Origin of the sequence: Paenibacillus konkukensis, from assembly GCF_023523925.1 — a bacterium.
GTDB lineage: Bacteria > Bacillota > Bacilli > Paenibacillales > NBRC-103111 > Paenibacillus_S > Paenibacillus_S doosanensis.
This window is the reverse complement of record NZ_CP027059.1, coordinates 2,957,602-2,982,340: the sequence shown is the minus strand read 5'-3', so window position 1 is coordinate 2,982,340 and position 24,739 is coordinate 2,957,602. Positions and strand designations below refer to the sequence as shown.

Below are 24,739 nucleotides of genomic sequence, written 5' to 3'. Positions count from 1 at the left end.
CAAGTAAATCCATGGTAACTTCTATCCAATCGCGGTAATCTTATCAATAGCCTTATAACAAGATACGGCTATCGCTTGAGATGACGGCTTCCATACGGAAGCTCGCGGGGGGAAAACGGATGGAGAGGCAGAATATTTTTTGGAGTCACATTAAGAGGAACCGATGGGCGTACTTGATGGGATTTGCATTATTGTCCATATCCAGTATGCTTCAGCTGCTCATTCCGCTTTTGCTCGGCCAGTTTACCGACAAATTGCAAAGTTCGACCTTGACTTACAACGAGACGATAAAATTCGCTTTATGGATGTCTGTTGTCGGCCTTGGAATCGCGTTCTTTCGTTCGACCAGCCGAATTTATTTGTACAGGTTATCCAGAATGCTGGAAATGCGCGTCAGAGGGGAATTGTTTCACCATTGGGAGAAGCTGTCTGCCCAATATTTCAACAATCAGCGGATCGGCGATTTGATGTCGCATGCAATCAGCGACGTAGGCGTCATACGCGAGGTTACGATGCAGGGATACTTCAATATAATGGAGGCGGCCATGCTGATCGTCGTTTCCGTCATCGCCATGGTCAGCTCGGTCAATCCGCTTTTGACGCTCGTGACGATGCTGCCGCTGCCCTTGCTCAGTTTGCTTGCTTACCGGTTTAACAGCCGCATCCAACGGCAGTCGGTGGACATGCAGAGGGCTATCTCGGATTTGACGAGCCGCGTACAGGAGTTTACGGCAGGGATTCGCGTGGTCAAAGCGTTTGTGCAGGAAGAAGAGGAGCGTAAGCTGTTTACTAAGGACAATCAGCACGCGGTAAATATGAACCGCAGGTTCGTCCGCTCCAACTCCTTGTTCGGCGCGCTCAGCTCGGGCATCGTCGGCTTCAGCTTCCTCGTCTCGGTTATATTCGGGGGTGTGCTGGTGCTGAAGCATGTCATCACGCTGGGCGAATTCGTTGCGTTCAATACGTACTTGTCCTTGTTAATGGGACCTATAGAGAATCTGGGCAAGGTCGTCAACCTGATGCAGCGAGGCAAAGCGTCGGAGCTTCGCTTGATGGAAATTTTCAACACACAGCCCGATATCGTGGACGATGTGATGGCAAAGCCGGGGATCGATCTTATCGACGGCGATATCGAGATCCGCAATTTAACGTTTTCTTACCCGGAGGCGAGCCGTCCGACACTTAAGAACATATCGCTCAAGGTGCGCAAGGGCAGCAGTCTGGCGATCGTCGGAAGAGTCGGCAGCGGCAAGAGCACCCTGGTTCATTTGCTGGTCAGACTGTATAATCCGCCGCAGGGTACGGTGTTTATCGACGGGCGCGACATTCATGAAATTCCGCTGCAGACGCTGCGCGGGCAGATCGGGATCGTGCCGCAGGATCAATTCCTGTTCTCCTCTACGATTCGCGACAATATCGGCTTCGATCCGAAGCCGTATACCGATGAGCAGGTTGTCGAAGCGTCCAAAGTCGCTCAAGTGTACGATAACATCGCGGAATTTCCCGAGCAGTTCGACACCGCGCTCGGAGAACGGGGGATTTCCCTCTCGGGAGGCCAGCGTCAGCGCGTGAGCATTGCCCGGGCAATTATTAAGCGTCCGGCGATTCTCATCTTCGACGACAGCTTGTCCGCCGTAGATACGATTACGGAAGACTTGATTCTCGAAGGCTTGAAATCGGTTATGAACAAGCGGACGACAATCATTATCGGCCACCGGATTTCCTCCGTGCAGGCCGCCGACCAAATTATCGTCATGGACGAAGGAGAGATCGTAGAATCCGGAACGCATGAGAAGCTGCTGCGGCAAAACGGGATTTATGCGGATATGTATCATAAGCAGCTGCTGGATCAGGAGGCCGAAAGGCAGGAAGGCCGGGACCGCGGCGTCGGCAAGGGCTTTGCACAAGGGGGAGCGGGAGCATGAATATCCATTCGGAGAGAGAAGTCAAGTCGTTCAAGGACAGCCAGCTGTTGTCAAGACTTATGTCCTATGCTGCACCGTATTGGAAAATGATTCTGCTGTGCATCCTGCTGTCGTTTCTTATCGTCGTAGCGGATTTGGCCCGGCCGTATTTGATGAAAATAGCCATTGACGGCCATATCAACGGCTTGCATAAACCGATGGTCGCCGTCGCCTCCGGCGATGCGGCCAAGCTTGAGACGTACGGCGGCTCGACCGCCGCTTGGAATGGGCAGGATTACGCCCGGCTGGAGCCGGAGAAGGCGGCGTCGGCCGTTTTGCCGGAAGGGGCGGAGCCGAGGCAGATTGTCAGCATCGGAGATCAAGAGTATATGATCGCCGGCTGGCTGCCGGCCCAGCAGACGGAAGTGACGCTGGCCGAAGCCGCGGACGGTGACCGCGCCCGGCTGTCGGCGAACGGGAAGCTGTACGATGCTATCGTTATGGACGATGAAGCTATCGGCGCTTTTCAGAAGCAGGACTACAGCGGATTTACGCGTCTCGGCATTCTTTTCCTGCTCACGGTAGTGACCGGGGCGATTCTGAACTATTTGCAGAGCAATCTGCTGCAGTTCACCGGGCAGACGATCATCTTCAACATTCGGCAGCAGCTGTTCCGCCATTTGAGTAAAATGTCCATGTCGTACTTCGACCGGAATCCGGTCGGCCGGCTGGTCGTTCGCGTCACCCAGGATACGGAATCGCTCAACCAGCTGTACTCCCAGGTTGTCGTTAATCTGGTCAAGGATGTTATTTTCCTGCTCGGCACGATCGCCATTATGATGCAGATGAGCATGAAGCTCGCGCTGCTGTCGTTTGCGGTCATTCCGTTCCTGGCAGTGCTGACATTCTGGTACCGCTCGGTCATTAGGGAGGCGCAGCGCCGATCGAGGGTCATCTTGTCCAGGCTAAACGCCTTCCTCGCCGAAAATTTATCCGGCATCCGGATTACCCAGCTATTCATCCGCGAGCAGCGGCAGTGGGAGCAGTTCGACCATCATAATACGGAATATTACCGGGCGGGGATGCGCGGAACGGTCATTAACTCGATCTTCCAGCCGGCTATCGGCTTTATCGGCAACGTTGCGATCGCCCTCCTGCTTTGGTACGGGGGAGCGAGCGTGATCGAGGGGGGCATCACCTTCGGTATCGTGTACGCGTTTACGCATTATGTCCGGCAGTTTTTCCAGCCGCTGATGAGTCTGGCGGAGAAATACAATCAGATTCAGACCGCAATGGTAGGGGCCGAACGAATTTTCGATATGCTCGACGAACAGCCGGCGATTGTCGACGCGCCCCGAACGAGAAGTTTACCGAAGCCGGCCCGCGGCGAAATTACGTTCGATCATGTATGGTTCGCCTACAACGGCGAGGATTGGGTGCTGAGGGATGTCAGCTTCACGATCCAGCCGGGACAGACCATCGCCTTCGTCGGAGCGACGGGAGCGGGGAAAAGCTCGATTATTCAGCTCATCAACCGATTCTACGACATTCAGCAAGGCAGCATCCGGCTCGACGGCGTAGATATCCGCGAGATTCCGCTTGACGAGCTGCGCCGCAGCATCAGCATCGTACAGCAGGACGTATTTCTGTTCACGGGGGATATTGCCTCCAATATACGCCTGAACAACCGGGACATCACGGACGAACAAGTGGAGCAAGCCGCGCGCATGGTGCATATCGACGAATTCGTCCGCGATTTGCCGCAAGGCTACGGAACTCCGCTGGGGGAGCGCGGCGTCAATCTGTCGCTCGGTCAGCGCCAGCTGCTGTCGTTCGCGCGGGCTATCGCGTTCCGTCCCGAAATACTAATCCTCGACGAAGCGACGTCGAACATCGATACGGAGACCGAACTTGTCGTGCAGGACGCGCTGCATAACATCTCCGCAGGCCGGACGACGCTGATCGTCGCCCACCGGCTGTCGACGATTCAGCATGCCGATCAAATCATCGTTATGCATAAGGGCAAAGTACGCGAGATCGGCAACCATTATCAGCTGCTGGCGATGCGCGGCTATTACCATCGTCTGTACGAGCTGCAGTATAAGGATCAAAAGCCGATGCAGAAGGCGAAGTAATATTCAAATCGGCGCGATTTATCGTAGAGAGTGCAGCCACTCCTATTCCTTGCGGGGAAAAGGAGTGGTTTTTTTGCGGAAAATTACCGTTTTTCGTTGAAGATCAGTATTGGATTGCGGTTCTGATAATAGCGTTTTTCGTAATTTATTCATCAACGATTAATATCTTATTTTGTTGTTTAGTGATTTTTGTTAATTATTTATATAGAGGGGACACGCTGTTGAATGATCAAATTCTAATCGGAATATGTAAAAACTTTAGTTTTGAATAAAAAAACCTAAAAACGAATCTGATTAACGACAGAAATCGAAAACAAAAGATCGTTAAATGAAAATAAACATTTACAAATAAAAACAATTGAACTAAAATAATAACATGATCTTAGCTTTAACCGATGCTTGCAGCATGAGAAGGCATCATGATTTCGGTTAGAGCCTTTATTGTATGCGCATTCATAAATGGGGTTAGCCGGTATTTTAGCTTCGTGAATATCAGGAGGTGAACTTGAATAGGTGTTGAAGCTTTGCAATTGTAAAAGGGAGTTTCCAGGAAGAGTCTAAAGGCGTATCGGGCGTTAATCCAAATCGGGCTCGAAAAAAGAAAATCAAATCACAGCCAGCTCCTTGGCTGGCTTGAATTGTTGTAAAAGGAGAGGGATTTCTCTTGGCATCCATAGAGTTCGTGAAGGTAACCAAGTCGTTTGACAAGCACGATGTGATCAAAGACTTGGATTTAAAAATTGAAGACGGGAAGTTTACGGTTCTGGTCGGTCCGTCAGGCTGCGGGAAAACGACGCTTCTTCGTATGATTGCCGGAATTGATCCTCAGACCTCCGGTTCGGTGCTTATAAACGGAAAAGATGTCACGCGAATTGCACCCGGTCAAAGAGGAGTAGCCATGGTATTCCAAAACTATGCCATTTACCCTACGATGTCTGTTAGGGAAAATATTGAGTTCGGACTCAAAAACAATAAGGTGGGCAAGGAAGAAAGAACAAGGCTCGTGGAAAGCATCAGCGCTACGGTCGGTTTGAACAACTACCTTGACCGCAAACCGTCGACTTTATCCGGCGGACAACGCCAGCGCGTCGCATTGGCGCGCGCCATGGTGAAGAAGCCGTCGGTGTTTCTGATGGACGAGCCGCTCTCCAACCTGGATGCCAAGCTCCGGGCGCAGATGCGTATCGAATTGATCGAGCTGCACAAAAAGCTTGGCACTACCTTCGTTTATGTAACGCACGATCAAGTGGAAGCGATGTCCATGGCGGATACGATCGTTTTAATGAATCAAGGCTTGATTCAACAAGAGGCGCCGCCCGATGTCATTTACCGTCAGCCTAACAATTTGTTCGCCGCACAATTTATCGGCGTTCCGCCGATGAATGTCGGAGAACTGGGTACAAACGGAGTGAAATTCGGGTTCCGTCCGGAGAGCGCGGTATTATCTCTAACTCCCGCCGATGTCCATTATTGTACGCGGGGCGTGATCGCAACTAGAGAAATGCTTGGGTCGGAAACGTTGTACCAGGTGAAAACCGGCAGCCACTCCTTTATGATCAAATGCATCGAGGACCGGTTTAACGTAGATCAAGAGGTTTATTTAGGCGTTGAGGCGTCCAAGCTGTTTTTCTTCGGGGCGGATGAAAACCGGCTTCAAGAGAGCGATAGCGGCTTCCGTACGTATTTGGAGGCGCTGAGGGGACAAAAGCATGGATAAGAAAACCGTTTTGGAAAAAATCCGCCCGTACTTGTTGATTGTTCCGGCGATGATCGGCATCTGCTTATTTGTTATTTATCCTATCCTTTATTTGATTTATTTAAGCTTTTACAAATACAACCTGCTAAATAAAGCAAGGAGCAAATTTGTCGGGTTTGACAATTTCATGCAAATCTTTAGCAGGGAAGATTTTTATCAGGCACTGACAAATACGGCGCTTTATACGGTCGGCGTCGTCGTGCTCACCATGCTGCTTTCCTTGTTAATGGCGTTGTGGCTTAGCAAGCAAAAGCGGTTTAACGCATTTGTGCAGGCAGGTATTTTTACGCCGCATATCATTTCGATCGTCTCGATTGCGCTTGTATGGCTATGGCTGATGGAGCCCAGTCAAGGCTTGCTTAACTACATACTGAAGGCTGTAGGGTTACCGCCCTCCCAGTGGCTGCAAAGCTCGAAGACGGCGCTTATTTCGGTTATTATCGTTTCGGTGTGGCATAACATCGGTTATTATACGCTCATTATTGTGGCTGCGCTGCAAAGCATACCGCCTACCATTTATGAAGCCGCTGCGCTGGATAATGCCAGCAAATTCAAGGTATTTTACAAGATTACGATTCCGCTGATTTCGCCGCAGCTGTTTTTCATCCTGATTATTATGACGATCGGCTCTTTTAAAGTGTTTGATACGGTGCAGGTCATGACGGGCGGCGGTCCTAATAACGCAACCAGCACGCTTGTATATTACATTTACGAATACCGCACAACGAATATTGGTTATTCGGCAGCGACGGGTGTGATTCTTATGGCTATCATCGGAATTTTAACCTTTGTATACTTCCGGGTGTTATCCAAAAAGGTGCATTATCAATAAAGCACGATAACCAACAAAAAAGGAGAATCCCTACTTGAAGACTTATGAATTCAGTTCCTTGAAGTCGGTATTGGAGATTATCCTGAAAGCGGCCGTATTAATGATATTTATCGTCCCGTTTCTATGGATGATTTCAACCTCGCTTCAGACCTTTGAGGAAACGATGGCGTTTCCGCCCACAATCATACCGGAATGGCCCCAATGGATCAATTTTGCGGATGCGATGAAAGCAGGACCTTTCTTGACGTACGGAAGAAACTCCGTGATTATAACGGTTTCCATCATTGTTATTCAAATGATTGTTATGATACCGGCGGCGTATGCGTTTGCCAAATATAAATTTGCCGGACGGCATCTGTTATTCGGCTTTGTTTTGCTGGCTTTTATGATTCCCGGCCAGGTAACCTTTATTCCGATTTATTTAATGATGGCGGATTGGGGGATCGGCAAAACGCTGCTTCCGCAAATCATTCCGTTTATGACCAATGCTTTCGGGATTTTTCTGCTGCGTCAATATTTTATGCAAATTCCTGAAGAAATCATCGAAGCGGCCAAGCTGGATAATGCCAGTGAGTTTAAGATTGTTTGGAGCATTATGATCCCGATGTCGAAATCGGCGCTTGCAACCATTGCGTTGTTCAGCTTTGTCACTCATTGGAACGATTATTTTTGGCCGCTTATTATGACGGATACGGCCTCAATCAGACCGCTGACGATCGGTATCGCGATGCTGCGGATGACCGAAGGGATCAGCAATTGGAATATCATTATGGCGGGTAACGTCGTTTTGGTTGTTCCTATTCTTATTGTGTATTTGTTCTGCTCCAAGCAAATCGTTAAAGCGTTTGTTTACTCTGGTATTAAGTAACGGTCGCTTTCTATTTAACCCAAATACGAGACGAAACGGGAGGAATTTCAAAAATGAGCAATAAGTTAAGTGTCATGATGACAGCACCGCTAGTACTGAGCCTGTTGGCAGGCTGCTCCGGAGGTACGCAGCAAGCGAATGAATCCAATCCGGCTGAAACGGCAAAAACGTCGGAGTCCGCTAAGACGGGAAAGACGACCGTTCAGTTCTGGCACTCCTTAGGTGGGAAGAACGGGGAGTACATGGATAGCTTAATCCAACGCTTCAATGAGAGCCACAAAGATATTGAGGTTGTCGGTACTTTCCAAGGCAGCTATGATGAAACTGTAACCAAGCTGCAGCAATCTATTGCCGCCAAAAAAGGACCGGATATTACGATGCTGGAGCGTGCTTACGTTGAGTTTTTTGCAGATGCGGATGTGCTCGAAGATCTGAACCCGTATCTCAAAGGCTCCAATTTGAGCGAGGATTTTTTCATACCCGGATTTATGGGACATTCGACCTTTAATAAAAAGCTGGTATCCCTTCCGTTAAATCGTTCGACTCCGATCATGCATATTAATAAAACCTTGCTCGACGAGAAGGGACTTGCCATTCCGACGACTTGGGATGAATTGCAGAAAGTATCCGAAGCGCTGGTCGTCAAAGAAAATGGGCAATACAAACGCTATGGTATGACGATGCCGTATGATACTTGGTATCCTTTGGCGATGATTAGTCAAGCCGGAGGAAAGTTCTTCAGCGATGATAAGAAAACGGTTGACTTTGTAGATAACGGGGTCGGACTGAGAACGTTCAAATTTTTGAAGGATCTTCAAAGCACAGGTGCGTTATACTATCCTCCTGCCAAAGATTCCGGCGAGATTACCAATCAGATGTTCATTGATGGTAAAGTAGGTATTTTCTATCAATCGACAGGCAACATCGGCAGCTTCAGCGGTATCGTTAAATTCGATTATGTAACCGCATTCTTGCCTAAGGACAAAGTATTCGCTAATCCGACCGGGGGAGCCAATATAGCTATGCTGTCGTCTGCCGCCGATAAAAAAGCGGCTTGGGAGTTTATGCGCTGGGTGGAGACGGACCCGCAGGGAGGCCTGCAGTTCATTTTGCAATCCGGATACTTGCCGTTTACAAAAGCTATGGTCGAATCTAAAGAAATTAAAGAATTATGGGCGAAGGAGCCTAACCGTAAAGTTGCTTACGATCAGCTTCAATATGCGGTGGATACGAACAAGGATGTTGCTTGGCCTGAGGTAAATAAGGAATTCTTGTCGGCAACCGAAGCGATTATGTATGATAGTAAAGATATACAATCAACATTGTCGACCTTTAAGAAAGAAACCGATAGAATTCTGGCGAAATAAACGTGAGGAGCGGACTTTCATGATGACAGCGGATCGTAAAGGAGCAAATCAAAAGGTTCACTGGCAAGCCCATCAAAGCACAAATACCGAGGTGCCTGAGAACACATTGGCGGCCATGCGATATGCCTGGGAGCTGGGCGGCATTCCGGAACTCGATATTAGGCAAACTGCCGACGGCGTTATTATCGGTATGCATGATGCAACGCCGAAGCGAACAACCGACGCACCTGAATCGCAGCGGGATCGGCCGATTTCGGAATGTACGTTTGACGAGGTTCAACAATGGGACGCGGGGATCAAATTCAGCGAACCGTATAGGGGGGAGAGGGTCCCCTCGCTTGCTCAAATCTTCTCCGTGTTAGCTCAATACCCTGAGCGTGAGCTGTATCTGGATTTCAAAGAGGTCGACTTGGAACAAATGGCATTGCTTATTAAGGAATATGGAATTGGACGACAAATTATTTTTTGCCACTGCGATCATGAGAACTGCAAGACGGTTAAACGGCTAGCGCCCGAGGTGCGCACGATGCAATGGATTTCCGATCAAACGGTTGATTTCAGATTTCAAGAGACGCGGGAAACCGGGTTCGACTCCCTGGACATCGTGCAAATTCATTTGGTCGATGACCGGGCGGATGGAGGATGGAGATACAGGCTGCAGCGCGAGTTTTTGCAGGAGGCGCTTACGCATGTGAACGAAGCCGGATTGGAACTGGAAGTATTGCCGTTTCACTTCGATCAGGACTCCATGTTCGAGCTTCTGGATATGGGGATTCGGCGGTTTGCCGTCGACGAACCGAAAGTGTTTGTGGAAACGATTGATCGTTATTTCAATAGATAAACGGAATAGCTAGTCATTCCCAAATGGATTGGGTATGTACGAGGGGCAGGGGCAAAATCCTTGCCTCTTTTTGGTATATGAAAAACCTTAGTAAAACTAATTTTATATATATTTTTCGTTCATCGATCTTCATGTTAGCATTAGGAATAGAAACGGGGCAGCGAGGAGGGATGGCGGTGAATCGGCTTTTGACGCTCCTATTGGTTGTTCTGCTGGCTGCGTGCCACACGGACCCCGGATATTCTCAGAGAGTCATGGAAGAAGCGCAAGCTGACAAAGGGAAGGTGAATGCATTGAATCAATCGTTGATTGTATCGGCAGAGACAGGAGATACGGATAACGTATTAAAGCTGCTCCAGGAAGGAGCCGACATCAACGCCACGGACGAACGCGGCAGAACGGCCGTCATGGCGGCAGCTTACAACAATAAGGCGGATACGGTCAAAGCGTTGATCGGCCATGGCGCCGATATTAATCTTCGCGACAGCAGCTTAAACAATGTGCTCTTGTATGCCGGAGCCGAAGGCTATCTGGATATCGTCAAGCTGGCGATTGCCGCCGGGGCGGATACCAGGCTGACGAACCGGTTCGGGGGAACGGCGCTGATCCCGGCTTCGGAACGCGGTCACGTCGAGGTGGTGCAAGAACTGCTGGCCCATTCCGACATCGACGTCAATCATATCAACAACCTGCATTGGACGGCCTTGCTGGAAGCGGTTATTTTGGGCAGCGGCGGAGAGCGGCATCAGAGCATCGTACGGCTGCTGGTCGACCATGGAGCCGATGTGAAGCTCGGAGACAGGGACGGGATCACGCCGCTGGAACATGCGCAGAACCGGGGCTTCCGGGAAATTGCGGCGATCCTGCAAAAGGCGGGGGCATAGAACGATGACGGAGCATAGCTACTGGTTAATGAATGTGCGATTGGAAGCCGGCTTCCGCTATGAGAACGGCGCGGTTACGGGCACGAATACGGAGCTGGTTCATCTTCGCATCGGGAACGGGAGCATTCACGAGATCGTGTCAGCTGACGCTGCGCCTCCGCAGACGGATTTGCTCCAGCGGGACGCCAACGGCCGCTTAATGCTTCCGTCGTTTCGGGATATGCATATTCATCTCGATAAAACGTATTACGGGGGCCCTTGGAGGGCGCCGACGATTCCTGCTAAGGGGATATGGACGAGGCTTGAGGAAGAGCGCGAGCTTCTTCCGCGCCTGCTGCCTGTCGCTGAAGAAAGAGCCAAACGATTGCTGGAATTGCTGATCCGCTCAGGCACGACGCGCATTCGCGCGCATTGCAATATCGATCCTGTGATCGGGCTGCGCAATCTGGAGGCTACGATGCGGGCGGCGGAAGCCTACACGGATAAAGCGTCTGTCGAAATTGTCGCCTTTCCGCAGCACGGATTGCTGCGCAGCCGCTCCGTCCCGCTCGTGAGAGAAGCGCTGCGAAGCGGAGCTTCGCTGGTCGGCGGCGTCGATCCGGCAACCGTCGACGGAAATATAGAAGCGTCTTTACACGCGGTTATGGAGCTTGCGGTCGAAGCCGATGCGGATATTGATCTTCATATTCATGATCCTGGCCATCTCGGCATCTTTACGTTCCGGCGGCTCGCCGCGCTGACGGAGGAAGCCGGCTGGCAGGGAAGAGTCACCATCAGCCATGCTTTGGCATTGGCCGACGTCTCGCCTGAGGAAGCGAAGGAGGTCGCGCAATCGCTCGCGCTGCGGGGCATTGCGGTAACCTCGTCCGTTCCGCCGGGCAGAACGATTCCGATCCCTTTATTGCGGGAGCAGGGAGTGCAAGTGTCCCTCGGCGATGACAGCATCACGGATCACTGGTCGCCTTTCGGCAAAGGAGACAGCTTGGAAAAAGCCGGGGCGTTAGCGGAACGATTCGGCTTAAGCGACGAGCGCTCGCTCGGACAAGCGCTTGGCTTTATTACGGGGGGCGTCACCCCTTTGGACGGAGCGGGCAAGCGGCTGTGGCCGTGCGCGGGCGACGCCGCCGATTTCGTTCTCGTCGACGCAAGCTGCTCGGCCGAAGCGGTGGCAAGGAGAGCGGACAGAGCCGTTGTCGTATTTCAAGGCAAGTTGGCGGCCGGATCGCTTGCGACCATGAAATAAGCAAGAAGGAGGATGTTTATATGAGTTCCGCATTTTGGTTAACCAATGTTTTGCTGGAAACGGGCTATCAGGTTGAGCAGGGCGTCATTGCAGGCACGAATACGGGATGCTTTCATCTGTTGATCCGGGACGGGAATATCGCGCAGATCGCGCCTTCCGATACCGTCATTACGGACGGGCTGCCTCGCAAGGACGCGCGGCGGCGGCTGGCGCTGCCTTCTTTTGTAGAGAAGCATTGCCACTTGGATAAAACGATGCTGGGCGACCGCTGGCGTGCGGTAACGCCGGCAGCGAATATCTTCGAACGGTTTGAGATCGAGAAGGAAGTGATTCCTTCACTGCGGACGACGATGCAAGAACGCGCGGAAAGGCTGCTGGAAATATATTTGCAAGCCGGAGTGACGCATGTGCGCACCCATGTGGATATTTTTCCGGAGGCCGGACTGAACCATCTGCATGCCGTGCGGCAGGCGCTGCAAACGTTCGAGGGAAAGCTGACGTACGAGATCGTCGCATTTGCGCAGCACGGATTATTGCGCACGAAGGCCCAATCTTTAGTAAAGGAAGCGCTTCGCGAGGGCGCAAGTCTGGTAGGCGGCGTCGACCCGGCCATGGTGGACGGCGATATCGAAGCGTCCTTGCAGGCAATGGTAGAGCTTGCGGTAGAAGGGAACGCAGGCATCGACCTGCATCTGCATGATCCTGACCACCTGGGGGTTTTTACCATCAAAAGATTGGCCTGGCTGACCAAAGAAGCCGGCCTCCAAGGCAAGGTTGCGGTTAGTCACGCCTTCGGACTCGGTGAAATTTCACCGTCCGAGGCGGAAGCCATGGGGGACATTCTGGCCGATGCGGGCGTCGCCGTCATTACGAGCGTGCCGATGGGCCGAATGTTCCCTCCCGTAGGCTTGCTGCGCGGAAAGGGGGTAGAGGTGGCCGTCGGCTGCGATAATATTTTCGATGTATGGTCGCCCTTCGGAAACGGAGATATTTTGGAACGAGCAGGCCGTTTGGCGCAAATATCCAAATGGGTCGACGAACGGTCGCTGGCGCAGACGCTTTATTTCATTACCGGCGGCAAGACGCCGCTTGACGATGAAGGCAATCAGGTTTGGCCGAAAGTAGGAGACGAAGCGAGCATCGTACTGGTGGAAGCTTCATGCTCTGCCGAAGCCGTTGCAAGAAGATCGAAACGAGCGGCTGCTTTATTTAAAGGTACCGTCGTTTCGGGCTCTATCCAATCGGGGACTATCTAATCAGGAACTATCCAAGAGGAGGACTCATCCATGAAAAAAACATCTGCTGCATTGACAGCCTTAATGCTGTCCGCCGTCCTGGGAACGGCATCGCTTCCACTTCACGTACCGCAAGCGCAAGCTGCCGCAGCGGCGCTGTCCGAGCAAGACATCCAGCAAGCGGTGAATAAGCTTCAGGAGCTCCGCGTTATGCAAGGCTACGAAGACGGTTCGTTGCGGGCCGAAACGCCAATCAATCGCGCCGAGCTGGCGAAGCTGCTCGTCTTGACGTTTGCTCTGCAAGGCAAGGCGGGACAAGGATCGGGCTTCGCGGATGTAACTCAAGACGACTGGTATTACAGCTACGCCGCCGAGACGGCAGCGCAAAACCTGATGCCGTCGGAAGACGGCCAATTCCATCCGGGACAAACCGTGACCGGCACGGAGCTGGTGCAGATCGTGTCCAAGGCGCTAAGCCGCGACGCAAAATCCGTGAATTACTGGTCGGAGAGCTTCGGTTCGGCCGATCATTCTGTCACCCGCGGCGAGGCGGCATATCTGTTGAATATCGCGCGTCAAGCGATCCCTTCGGCCGACGCCCAAATAACGAGCGTTCGCTCGCTGAACGCCATTACGCTGATCGTCACCTTCGACGCCCCGTTAACGGCCGAAAATGAACTGTTCGCCAAAGCGAAAGAAGATTTCGCCTTTAACGACGGGCTTGCGTTAACCAACCTGCCGCGGCTCAAAACGGGATCGGTCGCCACTTATATCGTGCCGACCTCCGTTCAAAAGCCGGATACGACATATACGTTGACGTATAAAGGCAAGGAGGCCGGGACGTTTACCGGCAGCGCCCAGAAGCTGGACATGACCGAGGCAAGGCAGGTTACCGGCGATACGTTCGAATTGGAAGCACTCAAGACGAACGGAGTCGTAGACTACGGATATGTCATCTCCGCTTACAGCGCCGGCCGCGGAGCCGATGCGTTCGTGCTGGATGAAAACAACAGCGCAGACGGCCGCACTTACCAGATCATTTCCTCCGGTCAGGCAAGAGAAGTCACGATCACGCCGGAAGGCGGACAGCCGATCGTAGCGAGGTATGTTCCGTTCACCCAATCGACGGACGGTAAGCAAGAGCCTAAATTCCGCTTGCCTGAAGGCCAGACGCTGCAGCCGGGAACGAAATATACCGTAACCTCGGATTGGGCGCAGATGGCGAGCCCGACATTTACAGCCAAGGAGATTGCTCCGCTGGAAATCGCCAAGGCTGAGGCTATCAGCGAAACCTCGATCGCCGTTACTTTGTCCGAGGACCCGCAGGACGAGCTGTTCTCCGGACGCAGTGTGGAATTGACCGATGCCGACGGCCATAAGCTGACCGCAACGTATAAATATTCGAGCCGCAAAGGCGCAACGGGAATATTCGATCTGACGCAGGACGGCAAGCTGGCCAAAGGGGCCTCGTATACCGTCGTTCCGGTTGGCGATTGGGCCGTATCGTCCGAAGTAGGGCTGAAGGCGTGAGAATAACGTCGCTTCAAGCGGCAGGAGACAACGCTGAACGGGCCGCATTTTAAGCGGAGCTGAATCAATGAAATAAGAAAGGCGTGCTATTCGGAGCTTCCGGGCACGTCTTTTTGCTATTTTGGGAGATAATGCCGGGACAGTCTCGTTGCGCAGAGGAAGCGAGCTGGAAATAAATTGGACTTTACAATGCGTTTCAAATCGAGTTAAAATAAGGTATAACTAAATAGTAGTTAATGTCGCTGAGTTTTCTTTTTTAAGAAAAACGGGGGACCCAAGTATCATGGGGTGAATCAATGTGCAGTCAACTGCATGTTGTAGGGCGAATTCTCACTGCCCGAATCCGACAGCTAACCTCGTAAGCGGAGTGGGAAGGATAGATTTGCTTATTAAAGCACAAGGTCTACCCTTGTGCTTTTCGTGCACCCTCCAAGCAAAAAAAGTCTTCCCGCCTCAACTGTTGTACAATTTGAGAGGAGGATTTCACATGGTCTACAAAGAAAAGCTGCTGCATTTGTTGGATGGATTGAACGAGCTGGATCAGAAGGCTGCCTATGAATATATTCAATCGCTTGCCAGACGCAGCTCGAACAAGGCAGAGAGTAAAGAAGTCGTCCACTTGTACGGTAAGGATTATTTTATCGTACCGGATTGATGGAAGTCTTGCCCTTCGCACGTTCTTTGATGAAATGAAACGCTAGTTTTATGCATAAGAGAAGGATCGCCTGATCTGCCGAAGCCAAGCCGCTTGGGAGAGAGGTGATCCTTTTTTGTTGTTGACTAGGACAAGTTTCCGTGATTAAGATTGTCCCCGGATTCTGCGCCGTACTGTCTCCAGCACTTCGCTCCTAGCGTTTTGAATATGCTGCATGCATCTGGCGGCTTGTTCCGCGTACCCATGCTTGGCATCGCTGTCCTTCATCGACGCGAGGTTAATATCTACGGTAAGCAGAGCGGATTGCGCCGCCGCTTCAAACAGAATCGCTCCGATGCCCAGATCGGAGATAACGTTCTTGTTGCAGGCTTCGGCAATGCTGCAAGTGTGCTGCATCGCCTGGCTGCAGACGTCCATAAGGCGAAGCGGCACTTCGACCGCCGCCGCCGTCGCTTGGCCGATCGTCTGCTGCCGCAGCCGTTTTTCTTCATCCGTGCTTTTGGGAAGCTTGAGAGCCTCCATATACGTATCGAAGGAGCGAATATCGTCGGCGAGCAGTTGTTCGCAGACGCTGCTTAAGTCTGTCATTTTTTGAAGAACATCTGTCATTAACGGCTCATGCTCTGCGAACTTTTCTCCCGTTGAGAGATTGCCGACCATAGAGGTCATAGAAGCGCCCAACGCGGCAACCAGAGCGGCTACGCTTCCGCCGCCGGGCGTAGGCTTGGAACTGCCCGTCTGCTGAATAAAGCTGCGAATCGATTGGTCCCATGATATTGCGCTCATCATAGTTCCCCTCCTCTTGCCTGAAGCTGAATGTCGACGGCTTTGAGCAAGTTTTCAAAAAGCAGAGCGGTCGTTAAGGTGCCTACCCCGCCCGGCACCGGCGTGATGGCAGCGACATGCTCCGCCACGTCCTGAGCTACATCGCCGATCATGCGGCCGTTGTCCCCTTCATTGATTCCGGCGTCGATAACGACCAATTCGGAATGAACCAGATGCCGGTTAACGGTTTCGGGACGGCCGACGGCGACGAACGCAATATCGGCATGCCGCAGATGCGCCCCGATGTCCGGCGTGCGGGAGTGGCATACCGTAACGGTCGCTTGCTCCCGCTGCAGCATATGGAACAAGGGGAGGCCTACCGTTTGGCCGCGTCCGACAAGCACGACGTGCTTTCCTGCGAGACGGTAGCCGTAATGCTTGAGCAGCCGGATACAAGCCTGCGGGGTAGCGGGATACAGCCCGATCTCGCCGGTTATTGTAGCCAGCTTGTTATCCGGCGTGATACCGTCGATATCTTTAGCGGGAGAGACGGATTTGACGATTGCTGGTGTATTGAGGTGATCGGGCAGCGGCAGCTCCAGCATCATTCCGTGCACCTCCGGGTCCTTATTTAGGCGGTCGATGAGATCGAGGACTTGCTTCTCGCTTACGTTTTTATCGAAGGTGTGCAGCTGGAACTGTACTCCCAGCTTGTCGGCGACTTTCCGTTTGGCCTGGGCATAGTAGGCCGAGGCCGGATCTCCGTCGACCAGCAGAGCGGCGAGCTGCGGCCGAACTCCCTTGCCGTTCAGCTGCTCGACGCGGGTGCGGACCGCTTCGTATACGAGATCGGCCGCTTCTTTTGCTTTCATCATAACAGTCATTTCGAATACCTCCTGTACTTGAATATCGTAATGAGCGGAGAAAACAAAAAAAGCATTCCAATAACCGCATCGAAGACGCAGCTATTGAAATACTTTTCCCAGGCGAACGGCACGTTCCTATTGTATGCTCCCTTGTGGTTGATTCCACTTTCATCGCCAGTCACATACAACCTATTTATATGTAAGTGTAACAAATTGCAGCGGGGATGGGAAGTGGGCAAAATATTCGAAAATGATGCTTAATCGCTTTATTGCGGCTGCGGATCGCCGGACCGGCGACGGCCGGCGCTGTTTTCGCTGCGATCAGAGCGCTGCGTTGCGGGATGCCAAGCGAAGCTCGATCTCCCGGATGAATTCCCGGGCCGCTGCCGCCAAACGCTGCTCCAGCTCTTCCGCAAGCTCGAAAGAGCCGTCTTCGTTGCGCTTAACCTGGGAATCCAAAGCAAACACGCCGGCGAGCTGGGTTCTGGCGCCTAACGCAGCAAGAACGGGTTTGAGCGCATATTCCAGAGCGAGCAGATGAGCGATTGTGCCGCCGATGGCGACGGGAAAAATGACTTTGCCTTCCAGACCTTTTTGCGGAATCAAATCGAGGAAGGTTTTGATCACACCGGTATAAGATGCCTTATAGATCGGCGTAGCGACGATAACCGCATCCGCTTCGGCGACGCTTTGATTGGCGGCGACGATCGCCGGGCTTTCGAAATTCGTATAGATCAGATCCTCCGGCGGCAGATTGCGCACGTCGATTGTGGCGATATCGAGGGAAGCGGCGTTCAAATGGGTCTGAACGGCTTGCAGCACTCCATTCAAGCGGGAGCTTGCTGACGGGCTGCCGGAAATGACGGTTACTTTGGACATAAGTTTCACTCTCCTAAAAATATGGTTTGGAAACATGGAATCCGGCCGGATTAATCGTTCCCGCGCAGCGCAAAAAAGACTCCGGCCCTTACAAGGGGGAGTCTCCAGTCGTCTGGTCGACTTACTTATGACTCCTCCGACTCGGGTTCGGCTTGCAGCCTGTTTTTTCTTGAAAAATCGGATGCGATAAAGGAGGCTTTACGAATGTTACGTAAATCGTAGCATTGCTCCACAATAGGCGTCAAGAAGAAAGTTGATAAAATAGATAAGAATTATTGGTTTTATGCTGTGAGCAGAAGATTTACGTTCCTTACGAAAAATATTGTTTGTAGAGAGTTTACATTTTTAAACTTTGTGATAATATAGAAATATTCAGAATGTTCAATAAGCGATGAAGAGAATCCACGCAGCGGCTCTTATGTCCAGAGAGCAGGGGGAAAGCTGAAACCTTTGCCGTAATCCGCTAACGTGCCGTCATCTCCGAGCTTTCGCTCGAAAGCCTGTCGGTCGGCTGTATATCAGCCGGATGGGCAAGTAGTCCCGAACGGAATAGCACACGTTATCGTGCTGTAGGTAAGGAGCATCCTTACCTCATGAGACCGCTATCGCAAGATGAGCGGTGAATCAGGGTGGTACCGCGAAATTGACCCCTTTCGTCCCTATGTACGGCATGAATATGCCGTCGTCAGGATGGAAGGGGTTTACTGTTTTCCTAAGCTCAGTTTTTAAACTTATAAAAGCGATGAAGAGAATAAGCGCAGCGGCACTTATGCCCAGAGAGCAGGGGGAAAGCTGAAACCTTTGCCATAATCCGTTAGCGCATTGTCATCTCGGAGCTTTCGCTCGAAAACCTGTCGGTCGGCTGTTCATCGGTCCGGTAGGCGAGTAGTCCCGAACGTCAGTAGCACACGTTATCGTGCTGTAGGTAAGGAGTGACCTTACCTCATGAGACCGCCGTCGCGAGATGAGCGGTGAACCAGGGTGGTACCGCGAAAATAACCCCTTTCGTCCCTATGTCCGGCGTAGCTATGCCGGCAGCAGGATGGAGGGGGTTTGATGTTTTTCTGGCTCAATTTTAAATGAAAAAAGCGATGAAGAGAATAAGCGCAGCGGCACTTATGCCCAGAGAGCAGAGGGAAAGCTGAAACCTTTGCCGTAATCCGTTAGCGCGTTGTCATCTCGGAGCTTTCGCTCGAAAGCCTGTCGGTCGGCTGTTCATCGGTCCGGTAGGCGAGTAGTCCCGAACGGAATAGCACACGTTATCGTGCCGCAGGTAAGGAGCTTCCTTACCTCGTAAGGCCGCCGTCGCGAGACGAGTGGCGAATCAGGGTGGTACCGCGGAAAATAACCCCTTTCGTCCCTAAAGTACGGCTATTATGCGCCGGCTTGAGATGAGAGGGGATTTTTATTTTATGAGGAGGCACCTACTTATGGAACCTATCCAAACAGATCCGATTCAAACAGCGCCGTTCCGGACCCATTCCGGCGCAGCGGAAACAGGCAGAGCAGGGGCAAGACGAACTGAGAGCAAACGATTCGAACCGAACCGGACAGAAATCGGCGGACCGGACACGAATCGAGCGGACACTCATCGAACGGAGCCGGCCCGCGAAAATGCAGTTCAAGCCGAACGGGCAGCAGCTCAGCCGAATTCAGCGGCGCAGCATCACGCGGCTGAACTTGACGGACGCTTGCCTCATCCTCCCTATCAGGTTCAGGAGGGAGATCTGGTCACCGGGTCCGAGGCTTTGCTGCGCGGGCTGCTGCTGGAGGGCGTCGAATGCGTCTTCGGCTATCCCGGCGGCAACGTACTGTATATTTACGATGCGATGGTCGGCAACCCGGAATTTAAGCATATTTTGACCCGCCACGAACAGGGGGCTATTCATGCGGCCGACGGGTATGCCCGCTCGACCGGCAAGGTCGGCGTTTGTATAGCTACTTCAGGCCCGGGGGCGACGAATCTGGTCACCGGCATCGCTACGGCGTATATGGATTCCGTGCCGCTCGTTATTATAACAGGCAATGTTCCGACTACGGTCATGGGTACGGACGCTTTTCAGGAAGCGGATATTGTGAGCATTACGATGCCGATTACGAAGCACAGCTATTTGGTGCGGGATGTTACGGAACTGCCGCGCATCATCCGCGAAGCTTTTCACATTGCAAGCACAGGGAGGAAAGGGCCGGTGCTTATCGATATTCCGAAGGACGTATCGAATCATCAGCTGATTTATAAGCGGCCCCTTCAACTCGACATTCGCGGGTATAAGCCGGAGTCGCGGATAGAGCCGGATCAGATCGACAGGCTCGTTCAAGCTGTACGGGAGTCGGAGCGGCCTGTAATCATCGCGGGAGGCGGCGTCGTATACTCCGGCGCATCGGAGGAGCTGATAGAATTCGTCAACCGGACGCAAATTCCGGTAACGACGACACTGCTCGGTCACGGCGGTTTTCCGAGCGGTCACGAGCTGTGGATGGGCATGGCGGGTATGCATGGGACGTATACGGCGAACACGGCTATTCAGAATGCCGATCTCATCATCTCCATCGGCTCCCGGTTCGATGACCGTCTCACCATGAAATTAGAGGGCTTCGCACCGAAGGCGCGGCAAATCGCGCATATCGATATTGATCCCGCTGAGATCGGCAAGAATATCAAGACCGATATCGCCTGCGTAGGTGACATCAAGGCGGTTCTGCAGTACGCCAATACGAAGGCGCAGCAGGCGGATTCCAAGGCATGGATTGCAACGATTCAGGCTAATATGAGCAAGCACCCGCTTAACTATGAAGATTCCGATACGGAGCTTAAGCCTCAATTCGTCATTGAAATGCTGCAGGAGACGACGCGCGGCGAAGCGATCGTGACAACGGACGTTGGACAGCACCAGATGTGGGTAGGCCAGTTTTACCGGTTCAATCAACCCCGTTCCCTGATTACTTCAGGCGGCCTTGGAACGATGGGCTTCGGATTTCCGTCAGCTATCGGAGCACAAGTAGGGAATCCCGGCCGATTGGTCATCTCCATTAACGGGGACGGAGGGATGCAGATGTGCGCCCAAGAGATGGCCATTTGCGCCATCCATAAGATTCCGGTCAAAATTGTCGTTATCAACAATCAGGTTCTGGGGATGGTGAAGCAATGGCAGGAGCTGATTCACGAACAGCGGTTCAGCCATATCGATCTGGCCGGCAGCCCCGACTTCGTGAAGCTGGCTGAAGCCTACGGAATCAAAGGGCTGCGGGCACGCAATAAAGCGGAGGCATACGCGGTTTGGCAGGAGGCGCTGGAGACGGACGGTCCTGTGCTGATCGAATTCGTTGTTCCGAAGGAAGAAAATGTATATCCGATGGTGTTCAGCGGGATGACGTTAGATCAAATGGTTATGGGGGATATCGAAAATGACAAACGATAAAAACATACGCAGCTATACGATCTCTGTATTGGTGAATGACCAGCCTGGGGTGCTTCAGCGGGTATGCGGCCTCTTCGGCCGCCGCGGCTTTAATATTGAGAGCATCACGGTCGGCGGCAGCGAACAGGCCGGATTATCGCGAATGACCCTGGTTACGACCGGAGACGAGGCAACTTTGGAACAGGTTCAAAAGCAGCTCAATAAGCTGATCGACGTTATTGCTATCACCGATCTAAACTCCGGCTCCAGCGTGTCCAGAGAAATCGCTCTGATTAAAGTGAAGGCCGAGCCTGCCTTGCGCCCTGAGATTTTCGGTGTCGTAGAGACGTTTCGTGCTTCCGTCATCGATATCGGGCCTAATTCCGTTATTGTGCAGGCGGTCGGCGAATCCGAAAAGATCGAAGCCTTCGTCATGCTTCTTCAACCGTACGGTGTATTGGAGATAGCGAGAACCGGCTCTACGGCAATGATCCGGGGAGAACAAGCGGAGGCTTCCGCTGACAAGCTGTACGCCCTAAGCTAATCCTGCACGGAATGCCCCGGCCTTGACTGCCGGTCGGTTCCTCTCCCGCCTTTGTTTATGAAGCCGGGAGAAGGCCGGGGCGGCTTTCTATCGAAAAAAAGCAATCCTTGGATGTTTACGGAGAAGGGGGCGCTCCGTTATTTTTTTTCTGACCATATTTGCTGATACTGCTTGCGGTAATCTTGAGGGTTCAGGCCGGAGACTCTTTTGAACATTTTCGAAAAATGGGAAAAATTAGTATATCCTATCGTAGCGGCAATAACGCTGACCGGTTCATCCGTTTGGACAAGCAGCTGCTTGGCATAATTGAAACGTGCTTCAAGCAGGTAATCCGATACGGAGACTCCGGTTTCTTTCTTGAATATGCGGGTCAAGTAGTCCGGGTTTAAGAACACATGCTCGGCAATGTCGTCGCGAGACAAATCTTGATCGATATGCTCGGCAATGAACCTTTTGACCCGATCGACGACGGTATGGGATTCCTGAGCGGAACGGATATGATCGATAGCGGTCTCCGCGACATAACAGGCCCAGTCCCGCAGATGGCTGACGGAACGCGCTGCCGTTTGCGCCCGCTCAAGCGACAGGCTGTCAGAGAAAATACGATTGGCGAGCAAGCCTTTCAATTGAAGCGTATGATGAATCATCTGCAGAAACACCTGATAAAATTCTTGAAGCATTCTGGCATCGCAACCGTCTCGCTTTAACGTCTCCATATACCGCTCGATCGCCGCCAGCAGCTCCGACTTATTCCCCAGCTTCAGCCATTCCAGCCAATGCTCCAGATCCCGAATGTCAACCATCCTGTGTGTCTCCGCCCGTTCATGAAGCTGCAGTACCTGATTGACGAGGGTTACATTATCGGCATCCATTTGGATCAGAGCTTCTACCATGTGACGAACCTCGTCGACCGACACGGCTTCGCCGATATAGCAAGACAAATCGCAATAAAAGTATTGATTGCAAGAGAGAATGAAGTGATGGCACGCATCGACAGCCGGCAGCGGATTCTGGTCTTCTGCAGAGAAGACGGGGAGAACGACCAGCAAGATGCCTTCGTTTAGCTGGATGACTTGGCCTTGCAGCTCCTTTGATTTGAGAGTATGCTCCATGGCGTTGTTTAACGCATACTCCATAATTTTGATTTCACGCGCCGATAAAGGCTTATGCCATTCTTGAACCGCAATAACAATAGGAATGAACGACATGGACGTATCATACGGAATTTGCATCTTGATCATCATTTGGCGGATTTGTTCCTTATCGGATGGAACGCTCTGACGGACCAGATCAAGCCAGAAACGCTCGATGAGCAGCGGATGGTGCATGGACCACAGCTCATAGTAATGCTGCAGCGTCTCGGTAAACTTCTGCTTTTCACGCTCCGCGACGATGTCTTGCAGCGCTTTATCGATTGTAGCCTCCAGTTCTTCATAGCGTACCGGCTTCAGTAAGTAATCGAGACTTCCGAGCTGCATAGCTTGCTTGGCGTAATCAAATTCGGCATGGCATGTCAGGAAGAGCGCTCCGGTAGCCGGATAATGCTCCCGTACCCATCTCAGTAATTCCAGGCCGTTGCCTTGAGGCATTTCTATATCGCAGATCATCATATCGACGTTGTGATGCGAGAAAATTTCTTTGGCTTGACGAATGTTGTAGGCGACATGGACATAGGCGAAGCCGAGCTTCCCCAGTTAATTCCGGATTCAATACCATGCGCTGCATGAACTTCATCATCTACGATCAATAAACGATACATGCTATCCTCCCCTTATCTTGCAGCAGCAGCAAGCGTACAAGACTTCACTGCACAGAATAATTCCGAATGCTTCCAGCAAGGCACTCAGCGTAAATGCTGAGGTTTGTTCGATATTATATCACGGAAAAACAAGCTGTCCATGATTCATTTTCTCCGTATTTTTCTATCCATGCCTCAATTACGTTCAGGTCGTCAAAACGTCAATACAAGTCGGATTCCGGGTAGGGGAGAACGGCGCCATTCGCTTATAATTCTAAGTGTTACCAGTGCCAACTAGAGAAGGGGAGAGGTGAACAGATGATGGGACAGGCTGCGGTTGTACGTGAAGCCGGATTGCCGAAGGTTCGGACCAAGAAGTGGAAAAAGACAAGGCGTTACGGTGTGCTGCTTCTGATGACAGTACCGGGCATACTCTATCTTCTAATTAACAATTACTTACCGATGCTTGGAGTTGTAATCGCTTTTAAGGATATCAATTATGCCAAAGGTTTTTTCAACAGCGATTGGGTGGGGCTCCAAAACTTCGAGTTTCTGTTCAAGACAACGGATGCTTACATCATAACCCGAAACACGATTTTGTATAATGTCGCTTTCATCGTATTGAATTTAATCGCAGCTATTGCCTTGGCTATTTTGCTGAACGAGCTGAAGAACCGCTGGCTGTCCCGGTTTTATCAAAGCGCCGTGCTGCTTCCGTACCTTATTTCGACGGTGATCATCGGTTATTTGGTCTTCGCGCTGCTGAGCGGTGATTCGGGGATGTTGAATAATAAAATTTTACCGTTATTAGGTATGCATGAGATCAATTGGTACAGCGAGACTAAATATTGGCCGTATATTTTGACGATGGTCAGCGTATGGAAAGGCGCGGGTCATTTATGTATCATTTTTTTGGCTGCTATTGTAGGTATCGATCAGGAATATTACGAAGCGGCGACCATTGACGGAGCCTCCCGGTGGCAGCAAATCCGCAGCATTACAATTCCGCTTATTACGCCGGTAATTACGATCATGACGCTGTTTGCGATCGGCCGTATTTTTTATTCCGACTTCGGCTTGTTCTATCAAGTACCGCTCGATGCGGGAGCCCTCAGCCCCGTTACGAACGTGATCGATACCTATGTGTACCGCGCGTTGTTGACCCTCGGGGATATCGGGATGTCTTCGGCGGCAGGCGTATATCAATCATTGGTCGGATTCATCTTCGTTATCGTATCCAACTATATCGTCCGTAAAATTAACAGCGAAAACGCGTTATTCTAAAGGAAAGGAAGGAAT

General features: G+C 51.7%; 19 protein-coding genes and 2 riboswitches. Of the genes, 15 read left to right on the top strand and 4 right to left on the bottom strand.

Annotated features, from left to right (window positions below; all coding sequences use genetic code 11):
- The first annotated feature begins 176 nt into the window (after positions 1–176).
- The 12 genes from SK3146_RS12730 to SK3146_RS12675 all read left to right on the top strand — a co-directional run bounded on the left by SK3146_RS12730 (position 177) and on the right by SK3146_RS12675 (position 15,250).
- On the top strand, positions 177–1,925 hold the full coding sequence (locus SK3146_RS12730; protein ID WP_249865391.1) for an ABC transporter ATP-binding protein: 1,749 nt from the start codon (positions 177–179) through the stop codon (positions 1,923–1,925).
- Positions 1,922–4,039, top strand: coding sequence for an ABC transporter ATP-binding protein (locus SK3146_RS12725; protein WP_249865390.1), 2,118 nt, complete (start codon positions 1,922–1,924; stop codon positions 4,037–4,039). The genes SK3146_RS12730 and SK3146_RS12725 overlap by 4 nt, the downstream gene beginning before the upstream one ends.
- Positions 4,040–4,703: 664 nt before the next feature.
- Positions 4,704–5,756 (top strand): ABC transporter ATP-binding protein, encoded by a 1,053-nt coding sequence (locus SK3146_RS12720; protein WP_249865389.1) that lies wholly within the window; start codon positions 4,704–4,706, stop codon positions 5,754–5,756.
- Positions 5,749–6,627: a carbohydrate ABC transporter permease gene (locus SK3146_RS12715; RefSeq protein WP_249865388.1), complete on the top strand. Its 879-nt coding sequence runs from the start codon at positions 5,749–5,751 to the stop codon at positions 6,625–6,627. Before SK3146_RS12720 ends, SK3146_RS12715 begins: the two co-directional genes overlap by 8 nt.
- 100 nt (positions 6,628–6,727) lie before the next feature.
- Complete coding sequence (locus tag SK3146_RS12710; RefSeq protein ID WP_434006895.1) at positions 6,728–7,495, top strand: carbohydrate ABC transporter permease; 768 nt, start codon at positions 6,728–6,730, stop codon at positions 7,493–7,495.
- Between the two features lie 53 nt (positions 7,496–7,548).
- On the top strand, positions 7,549–8,862 hold the full coding sequence (locus tag SK3146_RS12705) for an ABC transporter substrate-binding protein (RefSeq protein WP_249865386.1): 1,314 nt from the start codon (positions 7,549–7,551) through the stop codon (positions 8,860–8,862).
- Positions 8,863–8,881: 19 nt separating this feature from the next.
- Complete coding sequence (locus SK3146_RS12700; RefSeq protein WP_249865385.1) at positions 8,882–9,703, top strand: glycerophosphodiester phosphodiesterase; 822 nt, start codon at positions 8,882–8,884, stop codon at positions 9,701–9,703.
- A gap of 293 nt (positions 9,704–9,996) precedes the next feature.
- On the top strand, positions 9,997–10,587 hold the full coding sequence (locus SK3146_RS12695; RefSeq protein ID WP_249866280.1) for an ankyrin repeat domain-containing protein: 591 nt from the start codon (positions 9,997–9,999) through the stop codon (positions 10,585–10,587).
- A 4-nt stretch (positions 10,588–10,591) separates the two neighbouring features.
- On the top strand, positions 10,592–11,830 hold the full coding sequence (locus SK3146_RS12690; RefSeq protein ID WP_249865384.1) for an amidohydrolase family protein: 1,239 nt from the start codon (positions 10,592–10,594) through the stop codon (positions 11,828–11,830).
- A 20-nt stretch (positions 11,831–11,850) separates the two neighbouring features.
- The gene (locus tag SK3146_RS12685; protein ID WP_249865383.1) at positions 11,851–13,086 is read left to right on the top strand and encodes an amidohydrolase; all 1,236 of its coding nucleotides are present in this window, start codon (positions 11,851–11,853) and stop codon (positions 13,084–13,086) included.
- A 30-nt stretch (positions 13,087–13,116) separates the two neighbouring features.
- Positions 13,117–14,595 carry an S-layer homology domain-containing protein gene (locus SK3146_RS12680; protein ID WP_249865382.1) on the top strand — a complete coding sequence of 493 codons (1,479 nt, stop codon included), beginning with the start codon at positions 13,117–13,119 and terminating at the stop codon, positions 14,593–14,595.
- A gap of 230 nt (positions 14,596–14,825) precedes the next feature.
- A riboswitch (cyclic di-AMP (ydaO/yuaA leader) is annotated at positions 14,826–14,975 on the top strand.
- 107 nt (positions 14,976–15,082) lie between these two features.
- Entirely contained in the window at positions 15,083–15,250 is a 168-nt protein-coding gene (locus SK3146_RS12675) for a hypothetical protein (protein ID WP_249865381.1), read from the top strand.
- Positions 15,251–15,394: 144 nt separating this feature from the next.
- On the opposite strand, the gene SK3146_RS12670 is transcribed toward SK3146_RS12675, so the two are convergent.
- The 3 genes from SK3146_RS12670 to ssuE form a co-directional block, all read right to left on the bottom strand.
- Positions 15,395–16,036 (bottom strand): cyclodeaminase/cyclohydrolase family protein, encoded by a 642-nt coding sequence (locus SK3146_RS12670; protein ID WP_434006894.1) that lies wholly within the window; start codon positions 16,034–16,036, stop codon positions 15,395–15,397.
- Positions 16,036–16,899: a bifunctional 5,10-methylenetetrahydrofolate dehydrogenase/5,10-methenyltetrahydrofolate cyclohydrolase gene (locus SK3146_RS12665; protein WP_249865379.1), complete on the bottom strand. Its 864-nt coding sequence runs from the start codon at positions 16,897–16,899 to the stop codon at positions 16,036–16,038. Before SK3146_RS12665 ends, SK3146_RS12670 begins: the two co-directional genes overlap by 1 nt.
- Before the next feature lie 89 nt (positions 16,900–16,988).
- A riboswitch (ZMP/ZTP riboswitch) is annotated at positions 16,989–17,073 on the bottom strand.
- Positions 17,074–17,202: 129 nt separating this feature from the next.
- Entirely contained in the window at positions 17,203–17,760 is a 558-nt protein-coding gene (gene ssuE / locus SK3146_RS12660; protein ID WP_249865378.1) for an NADPH-dependent FMN reductase, read from the bottom strand.
- Between the two features lie 1,430 nt (positions 17,761–19,190).
- On the opposite strand from ssuE, the gene ilvB reads away from it, so the two are divergent.
- Both ilvB and ilvN read left to right on the top strand, forming a co-directional pair.
- Positions 19,191–21,179, top strand: coding sequence for a biosynthetic-type acetolactate synthase large subunit (gene ilvB, locus SK3146_RS12655; RefSeq protein WP_249865377.1), 1,989 nt, complete (start codon positions 19,191–19,193; stop codon positions 21,177–21,179).
- A complete protein-coding gene (gene ilvN / locus SK3146_RS12650; RefSeq protein ID WP_249865376.1) occupies positions 21,166–21,702 on the top strand; it encodes an acetolactate synthase small subunit in 537 nt (178 codons plus the stop codon). Before ilvB ends, ilvN begins: the two co-directional genes overlap by 14 nt.
- A 137-nt stretch (positions 21,703–21,839) precedes the next feature.
- Here ilvN and SK3146_RS12645 read toward each other — a convergent pair whose 3' ends face one another.
- Positions 21,840–23,336 (bottom strand): helix-turn-helix domain-containing protein, encoded by a 1,497-nt coding sequence (locus SK3146_RS12645; RefSeq protein ID WP_249866279.1) that lies wholly within the window; start codon positions 23,334–23,336, stop codon positions 21,840–21,842.
- 425 nt (positions 23,337–23,761) lie between these two features.
- Between SK3146_RS12645 and SK3146_RS12640 the strand changes: the two genes are divergently transcribed.
- Positions 23,762–24,724: an ABC transporter permease gene (locus SK3146_RS12640; protein ID WP_249866278.1), complete on the top strand. Its 963-nt coding sequence runs from the start codon at positions 23,762–23,764 to the stop codon at positions 24,722–24,724.
- Positions 24,725–24,739 lie beyond the last annotated feature (15 nt).

Excerpts from the sequence above, each read along its gene's own strand:
- SK3146_RS12690 (WP_249865384.1), top strand. The coding sequence starts at position 10,592 with ATGACGGAGCATAGCTACTGGTTAATGAATGTGCGATTGGAAGCCGGC.
- SK3146_RS12670 (WP_434006894.1), bottom strand. The coding sequence starts at position 16,036 with ATGAGCGCAATATCATGGGACCAATCGATTCGCAGCTTTATTCAGCAG.
- SK3146_RS12680 (WP_249865382.1), top strand. The coding sequence starts at position 13,117 with ATGAAAAAAACATCTGCTGCATTGACAGCCTTAATGCTGTCCGCCGTC.
- SK3146_RS12700 (WP_249865385.1), top strand. The coding sequence starts at position 8,882 with ATGATGACAGCGGATCGTAAAGGAGCAAATCAAAAGGTTCACTGGCAA.
- SK3146_RS12710 (WP_434006895.1), top strand. The coding sequence starts at position 6,728 with ATGATATTTATCGTCCCGTTTCTATGGATGATTTCAACCTCGCTTCAG.
- SK3146_RS12725 (WP_249865390.1), top strand. The coding sequence starts at position 1,922 with ATGAATATCCATTCGGAGAGAGAAGTCAAGTCGTTCAAGGACAGCCAG.
- SK3146_RS12730 (WP_249865391.1), top strand. The coding sequence starts at position 177 with ATGGGATTTGCATTATTGTCCATATCCAGTATGCTTCAGCTGCTCATT.
- SK3146_RS12705 (WP_249865386.1), top strand. The coding sequence starts at position 7,549 with ATGAGCAATAAGTTAAGTGTCATGATGACAGCACCGCTAGTACTGAGC.
- SK3146_RS12715 (WP_249865388.1), top strand. The coding sequence starts at position 5,749 with ATGGATAAGAAAACCGTTTTGGAAAAAATCCGCCCGTACTTGTTGATT.
- SK3146_RS12675 (WP_249865381.1), top strand. The coding sequence starts at position 15,083 with ATGGTCTACAAAGAAAAGCTGCTGCATTTGTTGGATGGATTGAACGAG.
- SK3146_RS12640 (WP_249866278.1), top strand. The coding sequence starts at position 23,762 with ATGGGACAGGCTGCGGTTGTACGTGAAGCCGGATTGCCGAAGGTTCGG.
- ssuE (WP_249865378.1), bottom strand. The coding sequence starts at position 17,760 with ATGTCCAAAGTAACCGTCATTTCCGGCAGCCCGTCAGCAAGCTCCCGC.
- SK3146_RS12685 (WP_249865383.1), top strand. The coding sequence starts at position 11,851 with ATGAGTTCCGCATTTTGGTTAACCAATGTTTTGCTGGAAACGGGCTAT.
- SK3146_RS12665 (WP_249865379.1), bottom strand. The coding sequence starts at position 16,899 with ATGACTGTTATGATGAAAGCAAAAGAAGCGGCCGATCTCGTATACGAA.
- ilvB (WP_249865377.1), top strand. The coding sequence starts at position 19,191 with ATGGAACCTATCCAAACAGATCCGATTCAAACAGCGCCGTTCCGGACC.
- ilvN (WP_249865376.1), top strand. The coding sequence starts at position 21,166 with ATGACAAACGATAAAAACATACGCAGCTATACGATCTCTGTATTGGTG.